Source organism: Bradyrhizobium sp. OK095 (assembly GCF_900109945.1).
GTDB lineage: Bacteria > Pseudomonadota > Alphaproteobacteria > Rhizobiales > Xanthobacteraceae > Bradyrhizobium.
The window spans coordinates 238,341-255,457 of the sequence record NZ_FOBX01000003.1; the positions used below are offsets into that span (position 1 = coordinate 238,341).

Consider the following 17,117-nt stretch of genomic DNA (forward strand, 5'->3'; position numbering starts at 1 on the left):
GTCGGCTCAACCGCAGAACTTGATCGTGTACTCGCCGACCCTCTTGGAATGGAAGAGCAGCCTGCCGTCGGGGGTGTCGTTCTCCAAATTGCTGTCCTTCATGTCGTCCGTGTAGAACAGCGGCAGCGGATAGTTGGCCGAGCCCATCAATGCCTTTTCGGTCTCGGCGAGCACCTCGGCGTCCGGCAGCTTGATGAGCAGCGTGCCGTCCTTGTAGCTGGGCTGGATGAAGTTGATCTCGGTGAACGGGCGAGGGAATTTCGCTATCACGCCGTAGTCGTCGAGCTGTTTCTGGAAGTCGGCAATGGTGGCCGGGCGCGTCGTCGGGTCGCGCGCCCACTTCTTCACGAGGTCGCCCCAGACGTCATAGTTCACGATATCGAACATCTCGGTTTGCATGGCAATCTCCTTTGGTATGCGACCGGCGGAATTGCCGGCTGTCAAATAAACGTCGGATCAGCATCTCGCAGGTTTGCGATGTCGGCGACGAACGGGACGAGGTCGCCCATGTTGTCGAGCTCCGGCACGAAGTCGAGGCGGTTGGCGGCGTAGATGCGCGACGACAGGCGGGAGAGCGCCTCTCTGAGAGTGCTCGATGCGGTTTCGTCCGGTATTCTGCCTTCGAGCATCGCCCCGAACACGACCTCGGCAACGATGATCGAGCCCAGCGTGCCAAGTGTCTTGCCCTGTCTCGCCGGATCATTGGAGCCCGCGGCTGCTTCGAACAGAATGTAGAAGGACAGCGGCGGGTCGTTTGCGAGGGTCTGAATGTCGGCATCGGTCAGCTCGCCGCGGTTCTGCTCGAGCCAGGCCCGCAGCTGCGCCACGCGGTAGCCGTGATCTTCAAGCAGCGGATCGCTGCCGATCAGGGAGGGCTGGCGCGATCGGATCTCGTCGACAAGGCTGTTCACCGACCACAGGCCGGCGAAAGCGGCGCTCATCAGATCCCTGTACGCGAGGCCCCATGCGCCGTCGGGCACGATCGGAGGAAACAGCGTCCTGTCGTAGAGCTGGCCGCTGAAATGAGGGCTGATGCGCATGCTCGATTGCGGTCGAGGTCTGCCCGGCACGTCGAAGAAGTTCGACCAGCTCGCGATCCATTTCCGATGCAACGGCATATTGCCAGGCTCGGAATAGGATGTCGCGCGCAGCACCTCGCCGAGCGCGAAGGTGTTGGCGGGGTTGATCTGGTAGCTGTCGCGAACCATCGCGTGCCCAAAGCGAAACGCGGCATGCGTGAATTCCAACGGTATCGACGACCCACGCGAGGGCCGCTGCGCGGAAGAGGCACTCAGCAAGTGAGGCTGATCGACATTGTACCTGTTGTAGATCTTGCGGTTGAGGACCCGGCGCATCACGTCACGGCGTATGATGTGGCGATAGATCAGCGTGGCTGCGCCGCGTGCGCAGAGAAATGCCTTGTAGGTCGCGGCCGTGTCGGACTCGGTCGTGCCGGCCGTCGGCGGGGAGAGCCGGGCCAGGAGACCGTTATGGAGATGGTGGAACAGTGTCGTGAGCTGGGACAGGATCGCATGATCGTCGTTGCGCTGGTCGGCGATCATGACATCGGTCAGCCGTTGCGGCTGGCTGTTCGGATCCCAGGGGCAGGCAATGCGCGCGATGTCGCGGCCCTTCGGATTCATCGCGACCGGATCATCGCTGTTGACCCCGCCGCCGCCCAGACGCAGCCTTGAGCGCGCGGCCTTCGGCCTGCCTTCGTAGGCAAACGGGCATACTTCGGGACCGCCGCCATAGATCGTATCCAGCTTCAGCCGGTAGGCCCGGTCGTTGCGCACGCCGGTTGCCGTATTTTCGAGCACCGACAGCGGGAATGACGTCTGGACGAGATCGTGCGCGACCAGCTGGAGGAGATAAGTATATCCGGCGGGAATGTCGGCATTTTCGAGCGGGCCTTGGCCGCCCTCCCACACCGGGGCGACGAGCATGCGTCTGGCCAGTCGTTCCATCAAGCTCCGCAGCCGCTCCTTGCTCTCGTCGGTTCTGAGCGGATCGTCGCCGTCGACCTTGAAACGCTTCTCCAGCGGCAATGTGTCGAGGTCGGACAGGAAATGCCGGAAGCCTGAAATGCCTGGCGCGGGTGGGGCGGACGCTCCAGCCGGTAATGCGTCGGCCCTCAACGGGGCAGACAATTCGTGGTCGCCGGTCCCGGCCCGTCTTGCGTCCGTGTCACCGCCGAGTTGCTCTCGCGCGATGGAGAAGCCGCCACCATGTCTGCCCATTGTTGACCTCCCAAAGTCACGGGCAATCCTATTTTCAGCAACGTGATTTGAACGTGAATCGATCCGGCTCGGGAGCGACGAGCTGTGCTCCGTCGGCCGGATGTGCCGTGGTGAGTGGCGCAAGCGCGGTGAGCGGGCCAGCCCGCCCTCACGTTGTCAGGAGATCATATCGGATTCACGGGCCATTCACGTTTCGCTTCGCTCCGCCGGCCTATGCTGCGCACGAGACTGAAGGATCGCGCAACTTGGCTTAGGAAGGACTCGTCATGACTGTCCTGCTGAGAAACACCTTCAAGGCCTGGATCGACCGCGCGCCGGGCGGGCCGCCCAAGCTGGTCATGACCGGCGACGTGCGGGTCCCGACCAATGGCTGGCAGGCCCGGCTGACCAAGCGCTCGCCGCAAGGGATCAATCCGAAGATCCTGATCCTCGATGTGAACTCCGAGCAGCCGGGCGGCGTGGGGCAGGAGGAGATCACCACGATCCCGCTGCGCTACGAGGAAAGCCCGCCGCAGGACGAGTACGGCCAGGTGATGATCGCGAACGGCCGGGGCGAGATCGTCGTCTGCGTTGGCCGCACCCATTAGCCGGACGCTGGCGCCGGTGGTGTCCCGGCCGCGGTTGCGGGAGCGATCCACCGCAGCGCTTGCCAGCCCAGATGCGAGCGGGTAGAAAGCTGCCACGCCTGAGCCGTGATTTGCGCCAAAACGCGCTTCCGGCCGCAGTCGAACAAATCGTCAAGTCGTTGAATTTGTTCGGCTATTCCGTTGGGGAATGGTGTAACGGTAGCACAACAGACTCTGACTCTGTTTGTCTAGGTTCGAATCCTAGTTCCCCAGCCAATTCCGGGCGCTTTTCACTGACTGCAATGCGATCCTGCCGACGGCTGCAAAGCCCGGGCTTGCCGCGTCGCCCATCGCGGCGGTTTGTCTCATCTGAAATCGCATCGTCCGGGTCGGATCTCCGCCCGCCCCGTCGTCCTTGGGTCACATAACCCCTGGGAGATCCGTGATGCCCTATGTCGATGGTTTCGTGCTGGCCGTGCCGAAGGATGGGATCGAGGCCTACAAGACCTTGGCGAAAACGGCCTGCGCGGTCTGGATGGAGCACGGCGCGCTCGATTATGTCGAATGCATCGGCGACGACGTGCCGTACGGCCAGCTGACGTCGTTTCCGCGCGCGGTGATGGCGAAGGAGGACGAGGTCGTGGTGTTCTCCTGGATCATCTACCGTGATCGGGAGACGCGCGATGCCGTCAACAAGAAGGTGATGGCGGATGCGCGGCTCAAGGGCGCCGACATGCCGTTCGACGGCAAGCGGATGATCTATGGCGGCTTCACGACGCTGCTGCGGGCGAGCGATGTCGTCGGCCAAGCACGGACCCCGTAGGGTGGATCAGCGATAGCGTAATCCACCTCTTTCATTCCCGCGGAAACAGACGGTGGTGGATTCCGCCTTTCGGCTCATCCACCCTGCGACCGCTCTTCGGGTTGTCTCACGCGAACAAAGCCACGCCAGATAGAACGCGGCGTGCGGCGTGCGTGTCCGCGCTGCTCTCTCATGCAGCATCGTCGCAATCCGTTTCACCTTGCCGGTATCCGGCTGGCATGCCATCCTCTTATCGCCAGGCATAATCAAACGGAAGCGGGCGGCTCGCTACAGCTTCCAAAAAATCTTGGTTGGGGAAACCCTTTGGGAGGTCTGATTTCATGAAGTTGAAGCACGTCACCGCGCTGCTTTGCGCGGCCGCGATGTCGATTGCGCTCGGCACGAATGCGCGGGCCGATGACAAGGTCGTCAAGATCGGCGTGATCCTGCCGATGTCCGGCGGCACGGCCTCGATCGGGGCGCATGCCAAGGCGGCGCTCGAGGTCGCCACTGATATCATCAACAACGCCCATCCCGAGCTCGGCAATCTGCCGCTGGCGAAGAACGCAGGGCTTGCCGGCCTCGGCGGCGCCAAGATCGAGGTCGTGATCGCCGACAATCAGGGCAACCCGGCGACCGGGCAGAACCAGGCGCTGCGCCTGATCACGGAAGACAAGGTGGCGGCCGTGTTCGGCGCCTATCAGTCCGGTATCACGTTGACCTCGAGCGCGATCGCCGAGAAATACGGCATTCCCTATCTCAACTCAGAGTCGGTCGCCGCCAATCTCACCGAGCGCGGTTTCAAATGGTTCTTTCGCACCACGCCGATCGCAACCGATTTCGCAAAAGCCTATGTCGACTTCCTTGCTGACATGAAGGCAGCCGGTGCCAAGACCGACGCAATCGCGCTGGTTCACGACAACACCGAATACGGCACCTCGGTCGCGAATACGATCGCCGGTGCCTTCAAGGAGAAGGGCCAGCCGGTCGCGCTCGATGTCGCCTATCCCGTCAACGCGACCGATTTGCAGGGCCAGGTGCTCCAGCTCAAGGACAAGAAGCCCGACGTGATCATCATGATCAGCTACACGTCGGATGCGATCCTGTTCGCCAAGACCATGCAGTCGCTCGACTACAAGCCGGCGATCCTGCTCGCCGACGACGCCGGCTATTCCGATCCGTCCTTCATCAAGGCGGTCGGCAAGATCTCGCAAGGCGTCTTCAACCGTTCGTCCTGGTCGGTGGGCCCATCAGGCTCGCCGTCCGCCATCATCGCCGACATGTACAAGAAGAAGAGCGGCGAGGAGATGGACGACACCGTCGGCCGCCAGATGCAGGGCTTCTTCGTGCTCGCCGACGCCATCGACCGGGCCGGCTCGACCGATCCCGCAAAAATCCAGGTGGCGCTGAAGGCGACGGACCTCAAGCCCGAGCAATTGATGATGGGCTACAAGGGCGTGAAGTTCGACGACAAGGGCCAGAACGTGCTCGCCTCCGGCCTGATCATCCAGCTTCAGGATGGCGAGAACTACACGGCGGTATGGCCGAAGGCCAATGCCGTGAAGGCGCCAGTGCTGCCCTACAAGGGCTGGTGAGATTGTTTGAAGGCGGGGCCGTGCGTCCCGCCTTTCCCAGAATGATTTGATTCAGAGCAACGCGGCTCATGTCCTTTGTACTCGTGCAGGTGATCGTCGGCGGGCTTCTGCTTGGCGCCGTCTACGCCCTGTTTTCCTCAGGCCTCACGCTGGTGTGGGGCATGATGAACATCGTCAATTTCGCGCATGGCGATTTCGTCATGCTCGGCATGTACGTCGCCTACGTCGTCTATACCCTGATGGGGGGCGGCCCGATCCTGGGCGCGCCGCTGGCAACGCTGGTGCTGGCAACCGTCGGTGTCGTGGTCTATTTCGCCCTGATCCGCGACATCATGAAGGGGCCGATGCTGGCGCAAATCCTCGGCACGTTCGGGCTCGCGCTGCTGTTGCGCTATTCCGTGTTCTGGTGGTTCGGCGCAAACTTCCTGTCGATGCCGCCGAACATCGTCGGCGGCACCTATGCGTTTGCAGGCCTGCGCATCGAGGCTTCGCGCCTGCTTGCCGGTGTCGTCGCGCTGCTGGTGACGCTCGGCCTGCATCTCTTGCTGACCCGCACCTCGCTCGGCTCAAAGATGCTGGCGGTGGCGGAGGACCAGACCGCGGCCCAGCTCATGGGCATCCGGCCCGACACCATGCAGGCGATCGCCTGGGCGATTGCCGCGGGCGCCACTGGTCTGGCGGGTGCGCTGATCGCGAATTTCTTCTACATCGTGCCGACGGTCGGCGAGACGCTCGGTATCGTCGCCTTCGTCACGGTGTCGCTCGGCGGTTTCGGCAGCGTGCCGGGCGCGCTGGTCGCAGGGCTCCTGATCGGCGTCATCGAGTCGCTGTCCGGCTATCTGATCGGCGCGATCTACAAGGACATCGTCGTCTATGTCCTGTTCCTGCTCTTCCTCTGGTTCCGGCCGCAAGGCTTGATGGGCAAGGCCTGATGGGGAAGATGTGATGCGGCGTTGGATATGGCTCACGGTCGTCGCCGCATTGGCGATCGCCTATCCGCTGCTGCTGTCCTCGCCGTTCCAGCAGCGCTTGGGCGCACTGGTGCTGCTCTATGCGATTGCGGCGTCCGCCTGGAACATCGTCGGCGGTTACGCCGGTCAGGTCTCGGTCGGTCACGTCGTGTTCTTCGGCTGCGGCGCCTATGCCGCGATGGGCTCCTACGCAAAATTCGGCCTGTCGCCGCTATTCGGTATTCCCGGCGGCATCGTGATCGCGGTGGGCTTGGCCGCAATCATCGGCGTGCCGACGCTGCGGCTGTCTGGCCATTATTTCAGCATGGCGACCATCGCGGTGGCCGAGACGATGCGGCTGATCGTCACCAACACCGACTGGCTGGGCGCCGCCGTCGGTCTCTCGGGTCCTACCGTGCCGCGCAACGTCTTCGATCTCTCGTTCCTGTCGTCGCTGCCGTATTACTATCTCTTCCTGCTCGTGCTCGTGATCACGCTGTTCATCACCTGGTGGATGACCAACAGCCGGATGGGATTTTACCTGCGCGCGATCAAGGATTCCGAGCGCGCCGCGCGCTCGCTCGGAGCGCCAGCCAGCCGCACAAAACTCTATGCCTACATGTTGAGTGCGGCACTGACGAGCGTTTCCGGCGCGCTCTACGCCATGATGTTCGGCTTCGTCGATCCCGAGTCCGGCCTCGGCATCCTGATCTCGGTGAAGATCCTGATCATGGCAGCGCTGGGCGGGGCAGGGCTGCTGTTCGGCCCACTGGTGGGCGCGGCGATCCTGGTGCCGCTGGAGGAGATCTCCAACAGCTGGCTCGGCGGCAAGGGCGCCGGGCTCACCTTCGTGGTCTATGGCGCGATCATCGTGCTGATCGCGCGGTTCCAGCCGGGCGGCCTGCTCAGCCTGTTCACGGGGCGAAAAAAATCCAAGAGCGACACAGGAGCAGGCCATGCTCCTTGAGGCGCGCGGGATCATCAAGGCCTTCGGCAGCTTCAAGGCGGTGGACGATGCCTCCGTTACGCTGGAGCAGGGCGACATTCTCGGCCTGATCGGCCCGAACGGCGCGGGAAAATCCACCTTCTTCAATTGCCTCACCGGCGACCTCAAGGCCACGGCTGGCTGCGTTCTGTTCGAGGGACGCGACATCACCGACTTCACACCGGAGTTGCGGGCCGGGCTCGGGCTTGCCCGCACTTTCCAGGTGCCGCAGACCTTTGAGGGCATGACCGTGCTCGAGAACGTCATGATCGGCGCCTTTCTGCGCACCTCGCATCGCAAGGAGGCCGAAACAAAAGCGCGCGCCGTTCTTGAGCGCGTCGGCATGAGCAAGCTTGCAGACGCACCGGCGCGCTCGCTCGGTACGCCCGGCCGCAAGCGGCTGGAGATCGCCCGCGCACTTGCGACCGAGCCGAAAGTGTTGCTGCTCGACGAGGCCATGGCCGGCCTCAACGCGCATGAGGTGAAACTCGCGATCGATCTCGTCCGCGACATCCACCGCTCCGGCATCACGCTCGTCATCGTCGAGCACATCATGGAAGTGATCATGTCGCTGGCGAGCCGCGTGATGGTGTTCCACCAGGGCAAGGAGATCGCCCAGGGCTCGCCGCGCGAGGTCACGTCAAATCCGGCGGTGATCGAGGCCTATCTCGGCAAGCGCGCGGCCAAGGCCGCCGCCGGCCATACGCCGGTCGAGCTGATGGGCGGGCCGGACCTATGAGCGGGGCGCTGTTGCGGATCGAACACCTCGAGGTGCGCTATGGCGACCTCATCGGCGTCTCCGACGTCTCGCTCGAGGTGCCCGATGGCAGCGTTGTCGCGCTGCTCGGCTCCAATGGCGGCGGCAAGACCACGACGCTGAACGCCATCGCCGGCCTCATTCCCGTGCATTCCGGCACGATCAGCTTTCGCGGCGAGGACATCGCCGGCCAAAAAGCCTTTGCCATCGTGCGCAAGGGGCTGGCGCTGTCGCCGGAAGGCTGGCGGCTCTTCGTGCAGCAGAGCGTCGAGAACAATTTAATGCTCGGCGCGACGCCGCTGCACGACAAGTCGCGCAAGGCCGCGCTGCTCGAACGCGTCTACGAGTTTTTTCCGCGGTTGAAGGAGCGCCGCAACCAGCGCGCCGGTACCATGTCCGGCGGCGAGCGGCAGATGCTCGCGGTCGGCCGCGCGCTGATGAGCGACCCAAAGCTCCTCATGCTCGACGAACCCTCGCTCGGCCTTGCGCCTGCGGTGGTCGAGTCCATGTACGAAACATTCGGCCGCCTGCATCGCGAGGGCCTGACCATTCTGCTCGCGGAGCAGTCGATCGAGCTCGCGCTGGAATTCTCTGACTTCGCCACCGTGCTCCAGGTCGGCAAGAGCGTGCTGTCGGGCACGGCAGCGGCGCTCGCGGAAGACCCGCAGGTGCAGAAGGCCTATCTCGGCGTGAGCTGATTGGTCTCCGCCTGAAGCAGCAGCAACAGGCAACCGGCGAGCCGCGTTTCCATCTCCTTCGACCGAAGCGGCAGCGGCCCGGGATCGTTGAGGATCGCGTTCACCAGCGTGCCCAGCACGATTTGGAAGCCAAATGCGATAGCGCGGGTTTTTGCGGCCTTGCGTCCTTTGCCCATGGCCGGCAGCAGGAGAGGGGTGGCACGCATCGTGGTGGCTTTCGCGAGCGCCTTGAACGGCGTCCATTTGTCGGGGCGGGTGTCGTCGTGCTGGAGCGCGGCGCGCAGCACGCCCTCGTGATTGCGTATCCAGGCCACGATGCCGCTGACGATGATGTGGCAGAGCTTGTCGAGGCTTGTGTCTGGCGACGGTCGCCTGATGTCGCCGAGCCGCTGCTCGCCGTCGCGTGCGGCCAGTGCCATCAGCGCGTTGAAATAGGCCTCTTTGCTGTCGAAGCGGCTGTAGAAGGCACCGACGGTGGCGCCGACCTCGGCGCAGAGCGCCTCGATCGAGAGCTCTGCAAGGCTGCGCGTGCGCAGCATGCTGGCGCCGGCGCGCAGCAGCGCCAGCGTCGTTTCGCGGCTGCGCTTCTGGCGCGACGGGGCGACGCCCGGCAGGTCGAGATCGCGTGCCCCGGACTCGTTTGAAAATGGCCGCATCCGTGCTTGCATCCGGGCTAAATCATAATCATAATTCGGATTATAATTTAGGAGCAAGCCGCAGGTCAACCGCGGCGGCCAAATGCACAGGGAGGAGCAGATGAGCGCAACCAGCACCGCGCCGTTTCGTGGCACTGTCGGCAAGACGGTTGCGGACTCAAAGCCATGGTGGCCGGAGGCGCCAAGACCGCCCGAAGGCGCGCCGAACATCCTGGTCGTGCTGTTCGACGACGTTGGCTTCTCCGATTTCGGCTGCTATGGCTCCGCTATCAAGACGCCGACCATCGACAAGCTCGCCGCGGAAGGCCTGCGCTATTCCGGCTTCCACACCACGGCGATGTGCTCGACGACGCGCGCGGCGTTACTGACCGGGCGCAACCATCATTCGGTCGGCGTCGGCTGTCTCGCCAATTTCGATTCCGGCTATCCCGGTTATCGCGGCAAGATCGCGCGCGAGGCGGGGACGCTTGCCGAGATGCTGCGCGTGCACGGCTATCGCAACTACATGGTCGGCAAATGGCACGTCACGCCGCTGACCGAGAGCGGCGCCACCGGACCGTTCGACGGCTGGCCGCTCGGCCGCGGTTTTGACCGCTTCTATGGCTTCCTCGACGCAGAGACCGACCAGTATGCACCCGAGCTCGTCTCCGACAACACGCATATTGATCCTCCGGGCACTTACGCCGACGGCTATCATCTGACCGAGGATTTGATCGACCAGTCGATCCGTTTCATCGGCGATCATGTTGCCGATCGCCCCGAAATTCCCTGGCTGACCTGGGTCGCGCTCGGCGCCTGCCACGCGCCCCATCAGGCGCCGAAGGACATCATCACGAGCTACGACGCCTCGTTCGCGCACGGCTGGGACGTCGAGCGCGAGCAACGGCTGTCGCGTCAGAAAGCGATGGGGCTGGTGCCGGAGGACACGCGCATGCCTGCACGCAACGACGGCGTGAAGGCATGGGAGGAGCATTCGGCCGACGAGCGTCGTGTCTTCACGCGCCTGCAAGCAGCATTCGCCGGCATGCTCGACCATTCCGATCGCCATCTTGCACGCCTCGTCGCGTTCCTGGAAACGGCCGGTATCCGCGACAACACGGTGATTATCGTGATGTCCGACAATGGCGCGAGCCAGGAGGGCGGGGCGCTCGGCTTCGTCAACGCGATGGGTCCGTTCAATTTCAAGCCGGAGCCGATCGCGGAAAAGCTCGGCCGGATCGACGATATCGGCGGGCCCGACACCCACAGCAATTTCCCGCATGGCTGGGCGATGGCCTCGAACACGCCGCTGCGCCGCTACAAGCAGAACACCCATGGCGGCGGCATCCGCGATCCCTTCGTCGTCAACTGGCCGAAGCGCATCGCAGCCAGGGGCGAGCTGCGCCACCAGTTCGTTCACGCCAGCGATCTCACGCCAACGCTGCTCGATCTGATCGGCATCGAGGCTCCCATGACGATTGCGGGTTGCTCGCAGATGCCGCTGGAAGGCGAGAGCTTTGCGCGCTCGATCAACGATGCGTCCGCGCCCTCAAAGGGCACGCCGCAATATTTCGAGATGTTCGGCCATCGCGGTCTCTGGCACGCCGGATGGAAAGCGGTCGCCTTCCATCCCTCGGGCACGCCGTTCGAGAAAGACAAATGGGAGCTGTTCCATCTCGATGAAGACTTCTCCGAGACCAACGATCTCGCGGCCAAGGAGCCGGAACGGCTGGCAACGATGATCGCGACATGGTGGGCGGAGGCCGAGAAGCACAAGGTGCTGCCGCTTGACGACCGCTTCGGCCCGCGCTTTGCCGAGAATGCGGCACGCTTCCACGGCGCGCGCCATCATTTCGTGTTCCATGCCGGCATGGGCCACGTGCCGACCGACGTGGCGCCCGATGTGCGCAGCCGCAGCTACACCATCGAGGCGCATGTCGAGATCGACGAGCAGGGCGCCGACGGCGTGCTGATCTCGCACGGCGACGCGACCTCAGGCTACAGCCTCTACGTCAAAGATGGCCACCTCGTGCACGATCTCAACATCGGCGGCAGCCACCAGATCGTGCGTTCTGAGCGCACAGTGCCGTCAGGCGCGCGGCGGCTCGGGGTGCACGTCGAGCGTCTCCTGCGCAAGGAGCCGCCGGCGAAGGGTTCGCGCACCGGCGTCACCGCATACACGCTGCTGATCGACGGCGAGCCGGCGGGCGCGCTCCAGACCCAGCTTGGCTTCCACACGCTGATCTCGTGGTCTGGCCTCGACATCGGCCGTGACCGCGGCAGCCCCGTCTCGCATTACGAGGCGCCGTTCGCATTCGAGGGACGGCTCTTGCGCGTCACCGTCACCATGCACAACGATCAGAAGCTCGACGGTGATGCCGTCGGCAATGCGCAGATGGCACGGCAGTAGGAGCGAGGGGCGTCGCTATATCCGCGCCGTCATTGCGAGCGCAGCGAAGCAATCCAGACGGCCTCCGCGGAAAGATTGCTGGATTGCTTCGCTACGCTCGCAATGACGAGGTGAGAAAGGCGTGCACTCCAGACGGAAACGGGAGCAGCCCGTTACTTGATCTTGTCGTAGGCCGCCGCGAAATCGCCCAGCGGCATCGGGATCGCGATGGTCTCCTTGGCCATGTTCTGGAAGGCGACCTTCAGCTGCTTGCCCGACCGCAAGGTTGCGAGCAGGTCCGGCGCGATCGGCGTCGAGGCGTAGCAGCCGCGGTTCTCGCAGGTCTGGATCTGGAGCTCGACCGCCTTGCCCTCGTCGACCTGGAGTTTTGCGCCGACGGGAAGGTTGAGGCCGAGCGGCAATTGCAACAGCGCCACCGGCGTGCGGGTGTCGGGCGCGATGCGGATGTTGACCAGGACGATGGTCTGGCCGGTCTTGGTCAGCACCGCGTTCTGCTCCATCGCGCATTCGAGCGGCGCATCGCGGCTGACGCTGGTGCAGCGAACGACCCAGCCGGCCTGCTGAGCCGGAGCACCGTCCGCCTGTGGCTGCGTCGGGGCGGGCGCGGGCTGCGCGGCCGGAGCAGCGGGCGCTGCGTTCTTCTTGGCGCCCTGCTGGGCATAAGCGGCGCCCGTCGACAACAGGAGCGCGGCAGCGAGGGCGACAAGTCTGGATTGCATGAGCATGACGAAACCGCGTTGGCGTGAACCGAGGCCCCGCTGTAGCGTTGCGGGAGCCGTGGTGCAAGCTTACTCGGCGGCTTGCTTGACGGGGCCGTGCTCGGGCGTCTCGTGGCCTTCGTCGTCATCCGAACGGCCCCAGGCGGAGAACCAGTTGTTGAGCCTGTCGAGATAGAGATAGATGACGGGCGTCGTAAACAGCGTCAGCGCCTGGCTGACGATCAGGCCGCCGACCATGGCGTAGCCGAGCGGCTGGCGGATTTCGGCGCCGGTGCCGTGGCCGAGCATCAAGGGCACGCCGCCGAGCAGTGCTGCCATCGTCGTCATCATGATCGGACGGAAGCGCAGCAGCGCAGCCTGGCGGATCGATTCCTCCGGGGTCTTATGGTGGTCGCGCTCTGCGGCGATCGCGAAGTCGACCATCATGATGCCGTTCTTCTTCACGATGCCGATCAGCAGGATCACGCCGATCAATGCAATCAGGCTGAACTCGAAGCCGGCCGCCATCAGGATCGCGAGCGCACCGACGCCGGCCGAGGGCAGGGTCGACAGAATCGTGATCGGATGGATGTAGCTCTCGTAGAGAATGCCGAGGATCAGATAGACCACGACGAGGGCCGCGAGGATCAACAGCGGCACGGTGCCGAGCGACTGCTGGAATGCCTGCGCGGTGCCCTGGAAGCTCGAATTCAGCGTCGGCGGCGCGCCGAGATCGGCCATCGCCTTCTGCACGGCCTCGGTGGCCTGACCGAGCGCGACGCCTTGCGCAAGGTTGAAGCTGATCGTGATCGCCGGAAACTGGCCCTGGTGGCTGATCGAGAGCGGACGGACCGGATCGGTGGACCATGTCGCAAAGGTCGACAACGGGACCTGGTCACCGGTCAGCGGCGATTTCAGATAGAGCTTGTTCAGGCTCTCGAGACTGCCCTGCATCTCAGGCAAGATCTCGAGGATCACCTTGTAGGTGTTGAGCTGGGTGAAATACTGCGTGACCTGCCGCTGTCCGAAAGCGTCGTACAGGGTGTCGTCGATCAGCTGCGGCTGGATACCGTAGCGCGCGGCGGTGTCGCGGTTGATCTTGAGCTGGACCGTGGTGCCTTGCGTCTGCTGGTCGGTCGCGACGTCGCGCAGCTCCGGCAGCGTCGCCATCTTGGCGAGGATTTTTGGCGCCCAGTCGTTGAGCTCGACGAGATCGGCATCCTGCAAGGTGAATTCGAATTGCGTGCGCGTCGGCCGGCCGCCGAGCCGGACGTCCTGGGCCGCCTGCATGTAGAGGCGAGCGCCCGACACCTTCTCGAGCTTGGGACGGAGGCGCGCGATGATCTGCTGGGCCGAGGCCTCGCGGTGGTCGCGCGGCTTCAGCGTGATGAACATGTTGCCGTTGTTGCCGGCGCGGCCGCTGCCGCCGATGTTCATCGCGATCGTGGCGATGTCAGGATCTTCCATCACGATCTTGCCGAGCTCGACCTGACGGCGCTGCATCTCGGCGAAGGAAATGTCCTGAGAGGCTTCGGAGGTCGCGGTGATCAGGCCGACGTCCTGCTGCGGGAAGAAGCCCTTCGGAATCACGATGAACAAATAGACCGATAAAGCGAGCGTGGCGAAGAAGATCGTGAGCGTGGTGCGGCGCCAGGCCATCGCATGGTCGAGCACATATTCGTAGCCGCGCAGCATCCCGTCGAAGGCGGCTTCGCTCCACTGGTAGAACTTGCCGTGGGTGACCTCGCCATGGGCGCGCAGGAAGCGTGAGGCCATCATCGGCGTCAATGTCAGCGACACGAACATCGAGACGAAGATGGTCATCGCCAGCACGACGGCGAATTCACGGAACAGGCGCCCGATGATGCCGCCCATCAGCAGCAGCGGGATCAGCACCGCGACCAGCGAGATACTGATCGAGACGATGGTGAAGCCGATTTCCTTGGAGCCCCGGAAGGCGGCCGCCATCGGCGATTCGCCTTCCTCGATATAGCGCGTGATGTTCTCGAGCATCACGATGGCGTCGTCGACGACGAACCCGACCGCGATGGTGAGCGCCATCAGCGACAGATTGTCGAGCGAATAGCCCCATACCCACATCAGGGCGCACGCGCCCAATAGCGCCAGCGGAACCGTGATGGTGGGGATAACCGTCGCCCAGAAGCTGCGCAGGAAGACGAAGATGACCATGACCACGAGGCCGATGGTCAGGAGCAGTGTGAACTGCACGTCCTCGACGGCGGCGCGGATCGTCGTGGTGCGATCGCTGATCACCTCGATCTTGATCGCGGGCGGGATCGCCGCGACGAGCCGGGGCAGGGTCGCCTTGATCCTGTCGACGGTCTCGATGACGTTGGCGCCCGGCTGTTTGAACACCACCAGGAACACGCCGCGCTTGCCGTTGGCCCAGGCCGCCTGCTTGGCATCTTCAGCGCCGCTGACCGCCTGGCCGATGTCGCGGATTCGCAACGGACCGCCGTTGCGATAGGCGATGATGACGTCGTTCCAGTCCTTGGACTGGGTGAGCTGGTCGTTGGCGTAGATCGTATAGGCGCGCTTCTCGCCGTCGATATTGCCCTTGGGGCTGTCGACCGTGGTGATCGCGATCTGGCTGCGGACGTCCTCCATCGACAGGCCCTTGGCGACGAGCTTCGCCGGGTCGATCTGAATGCGGATGGAGGGCTTCTGCTGTCCGCCGATGAAAACCTGCGCGACGCCGGCGAGCTGGCTGATCTGCTGGGCGAGCTGGGCGTCGACGGCGTCGCTGACGCTGGTGAGCGGCATCGTCTCTGACGTCGCCGACAGCAGCAGGATCGGCGCGTCGGCCGGGTTGACCTTGCGATAGGTCGGCGGCGAGGGCAGGTTCTTCGGCAACTGGCCGCTGGCGGCGTTGATGGCGCCCTGCACGTCGTTGGCGGCGCCGTCGATGCTGCGGTTGAGATCGAACTGGATGGTGATCGAGGCGGTGCCGAGATAACTCGTCGAGGTCATCTGGGCGATGCCGGGGATCTGCGCGAACTGGCGCTCCAGCGGCTGCGCCACCGACGAGGCCATCGTCTCGGGGCTGCCGCCCGGCAAATTGGCCGTGATCTGGATGGTCGGGAAGTCCACCTGCGGCAGCGGCGCGACCGGCAGCAGGGGATAGGCGACGAGACCGACGAAGAGAATGCCGGCCATCAGCAGCGAGGTGCCGATGGGATAACGGATGAAAGGTGCCGAAATCCCGCCTTCGGTCATTCCTGTCGTACCTTGTTCTGGCTTGGATCCGAGCTTGCGACAGCCGTCGAGACGACGCTTCCGGGCTGAACCTTGAACTGGCCGCCGGTAATCACCTGCTGCCCCGGGGTCAGCCCTTCATCGACGACCGAACGACCGTCGATGGCGTAGCTGACCTTGATCTTGCGCACTTCGGCCTTGTTGTCCTGATTGACGGTATAGGCGTAGAGGCCGTTGGTCGAATGCTGGACTGCGTCATCCGGAACCACGGTCGCATCCTTCAGCGTCCGGACCAGAAGGCGCGTCGAAACCGACTGACCCGGCCACAGCGCGTGGTCCTTGTTGTCGAACACCGCCTTGAGCCGAATAGTCCCGCTGGACGTGTCGACCTGGTTGTTGATGACCGCGAGCTTGCCTTCGGCCAGCGTCTTCTTGCCGTCGGTGGTGTAGGCGATCACCTTCAGCGCGCCGGCCTTCTGGCCGTCGCTGATATAGGGCAGCTGATCCTCCGGCGCGGTGAAGATCACGGAGATCGGCTCGACCTGCGAGATCATCACGATGCCCGTTTGCGTGGAGGCGTTGACGATGTTGCCGACGTCGACCAGACGAAGGCCGGCGACGCCGGTGATCGGCGCCTTGATCTGCGTGTAATCGAGCTGGGTCTGCGCGTTGGAGATCGCGGCCTCGTCGGCGGCGATCTGGGCGGTGAGCTGGGCGACGGTGGAGCGCTGGGTGTCGACCCGCTGCGCGGTGGCGAACTCTCCGAGCTTCGTGGCGCGCTGGAGTTCGAGATTGGCGTTGGCGAGGCTGGCCTCGTCCTGCGCCTTCTTGGCCTTGGCCTGGTCGAGCGCGGCCTGGTAGGGGCGGGGATCGATCGAGGCCAGAAGCTCGCCTTCCTTGGCGATCTGGCCTTCGGTGAAGGCGATCTTGTCGATCTGGCCGTCAACCCTTGTCCGGACTTGTACGGTGTTGAAACCCTGCACCGTGCCGAGACCGGTCAGGTAGACCGGGAAATCGGCCTTCTGGACCGGTGCAACGCTCACGGGAATGGCAGGCGCGCGCGGCGGGCCTTTCTGTGCGGTCTGGGTTTTTCCGGCCTCGGGCGAGCCGTATTTCTGCCAACCGTAGTAACCCGCGATGCCCACGGCCGCGATGATGACAATCCAGAGTATCGGCCGTGATTTTTTCATATCGGCTCGTTGGCTCGCATGCCCAAAACGACGAATTGTCGGGCAATCATAGGGTTCCAGCGCGCTTGTATATTACACGCCAAGTTCCAGTGTAAACAGCACTATCGGCTGAGAATCCTAAACAATTGGAAAGCTTTGCACTGCTTAGGCAACTGTTTGGCGCGTCGGTGTGCAGTGCTGCATTTTCCCGGCGCGAACCACCAGCGTGCAAAAATTAGGCAGCACTCGCAGACGGTGTGGACGGAGCGGAACGGGTTTGGAGGAAGGTGACGCACCGCTGGACCGGGAGCCGCAGGATTTGCGCTTTTCGAGAACGGTTCTAAGTCGGGTGGGCCGCGTTTCGGTTGTCAGGAAAATCAGCATCGGTCATATCGG

At 63.8% G+C, this 17,117-nt stretch carries 14 protein-coding genes and 1 tRNA gene; 9 read left to right on the forward strand and 6 right to left on the reverse strand.

Translation table 11 applies throughout. From position 1 onward, the window contains the following. Positions 1 to 6 precede the first annotated feature (6 nt). Positions 7 to 399: a hypothetical protein gene (locus BMW89_RS10050; RefSeq protein ID WP_092025248.1), complete on the reverse strand. Its 393-nt coding sequence runs from the start codon at positions 397 to 399 to the stop codon at positions 7 to 9. 41 nt (positions 400 to 440) lie between these two features. Next, complete coding sequence (locus BMW89_RS10055) at positions 441 to 2,363, reverse strand: peroxidase family protein (protein ID WP_143062736.1); 1,923 nt, start codon at positions 2,361 to 2,363, stop codon at positions 441 to 443. A 143-nt stretch (positions 2,364 to 2,506) separates the two neighbouring features. Between BMW89_RS10055 and BMW89_RS10060 the strand changes: the two genes are divergently transcribed. From BMW89_RS10060 to BMW89_RS10095, 8 genes are all read left to right on the forward strand, one after another. Next, a complete protein-coding gene (locus tag BMW89_RS10060) occupies positions 2,507 to 2,827 on the forward strand; it encodes a hypothetical protein (protein WP_092025254.1) in 321 nt (106 codons plus the stop codon). A 181-nt stretch (positions 2,828 to 3,008) separates the two neighbouring features. Next, positions 3,009 to 3,082, forward strand: a tRNA-Gln gene (locus tag BMW89_RS10065). A gap of 169 nt (positions 3,083 to 3,251) precedes the next feature. After that, positions 3,252 to 3,629: a DUF1428 domain-containing protein gene (locus BMW89_RS10070; RefSeq protein ID WP_177195950.1), complete on the forward strand. Its 378-nt coding sequence runs from the start codon at positions 3,252 to 3,254 to the stop codon at positions 3,627 to 3,629. Positions 3,630 to 3,949: 320 nt separating this feature from the next. After that, a complete protein-coding gene (locus BMW89_RS10075; RefSeq protein ID WP_092025260.1) occupies positions 3,950 to 5,203 on the forward strand; it encodes an ABC transporter substrate-binding protein in 1,254 nt (417 codons plus the stop codon). 68 nt (positions 5,204 to 5,271) lie between these two features. Beyond that, positions 5,272 to 6,135, forward strand: a complete 864-nt coding sequence (locus BMW89_RS10080) for a branched-chain amino acid ABC transporter permease (protein WP_092025263.1) — start codon at positions 5,272 to 5,274, stop codon at positions 6,133 to 6,135. Positions 6,136 to 6,148: 13 nt separating this feature from the next. After that, positions 6,149 to 7,120: a branched-chain amino acid ABC transporter permease gene (locus BMW89_RS10085; RefSeq protein WP_092025266.1), complete on the forward strand. Its 972-nt coding sequence runs from the start codon at positions 6,149 to 6,151 to the stop codon at positions 7,118 to 7,120. After that, on the forward strand, positions 7,110 to 7,877 hold the full coding sequence (locus BMW89_RS10090; RefSeq protein ID WP_092025269.1) for an ABC transporter ATP-binding protein: 768 nt from the start codon (positions 7,110 to 7,112) through the stop codon (positions 7,875 to 7,877). Before BMW89_RS10085 ends, BMW89_RS10090 begins: the two co-directional genes overlap by 11 nt. Further along, positions 7,874 to 8,593, forward strand: coding sequence for an ABC transporter ATP-binding protein (locus BMW89_RS10095; protein ID WP_092025272.1), 720 nt, complete (start codon positions 7,874 to 7,876; stop codon positions 8,591 to 8,593). Before BMW89_RS10090 ends, BMW89_RS10095 begins: the two co-directional genes overlap by 4 nt. On the opposite strand, the gene BMW89_RS10100 is transcribed toward BMW89_RS10095, so the two are convergent. Then, complete coding sequence (locus tag BMW89_RS10100) at positions 8,575 to 9,249, reverse strand: TetR/AcrR family transcriptional regulator (RefSeq protein ID WP_177195951.1); 675 nt, start codon at positions 9,247 to 9,249, stop codon at positions 8,575 to 8,577. The two genes, BMW89_RS10095 and BMW89_RS10100, sit on opposite strands and share 19 nt — an antisense overlap. Positions 9,250 to 9,349: 100 nt before the next feature. Here BMW89_RS10100 and BMW89_RS10105 point away from each other — a divergent pair, with 100 nt between their 5' ends. After that, positions 9,350 to 11,638: an arylsulfatase gene (locus tag BMW89_RS10105; RefSeq protein WP_092026260.1), complete on the forward strand. Its 2,289-nt coding sequence runs from the start codon at positions 9,350 to 9,352 to the stop codon at positions 11,636 to 11,638. A gap of 152 nt (positions 11,639 to 11,790) precedes the next feature. Here the strand turns inward: BMW89_RS10105 and BMW89_RS10110 are convergent, their stop codons facing one another. From BMW89_RS10110 to BMW89_RS10120, 3 genes are all read right to left on the reverse strand, one after another. Further along, positions 11,791 to 12,363, reverse strand: a complete 573-nt coding sequence (locus BMW89_RS10110; protein ID WP_177195952.1) for an invasion associated locus B family protein — start codon at positions 12,361 to 12,363, stop codon at positions 11,791 to 11,793. 63 nt (positions 12,364 to 12,426) lie between these two features. Continuing rightward, a complete protein-coding gene (locus BMW89_RS10115) occupies positions 12,427 to 15,573 on the reverse strand; it encodes an efflux RND transporter permease subunit (protein ID WP_092025276.1) in 3,147 nt (1,048 codons plus the stop codon). After that, positions 15,570 to 16,742, reverse strand: coding sequence for an efflux RND transporter periplasmic adaptor subunit (locus BMW89_RS10120; protein WP_092025279.1), 1,173 nt, complete (start codon positions 16,740 to 16,742; stop codon positions 15,570 to 15,572). Before BMW89_RS10120 ends, BMW89_RS10115 begins: the two co-directional genes overlap by 4 nt. Between the last annotated feature and the right edge of the window lie 375 nt (positions 16,743 to 17,117).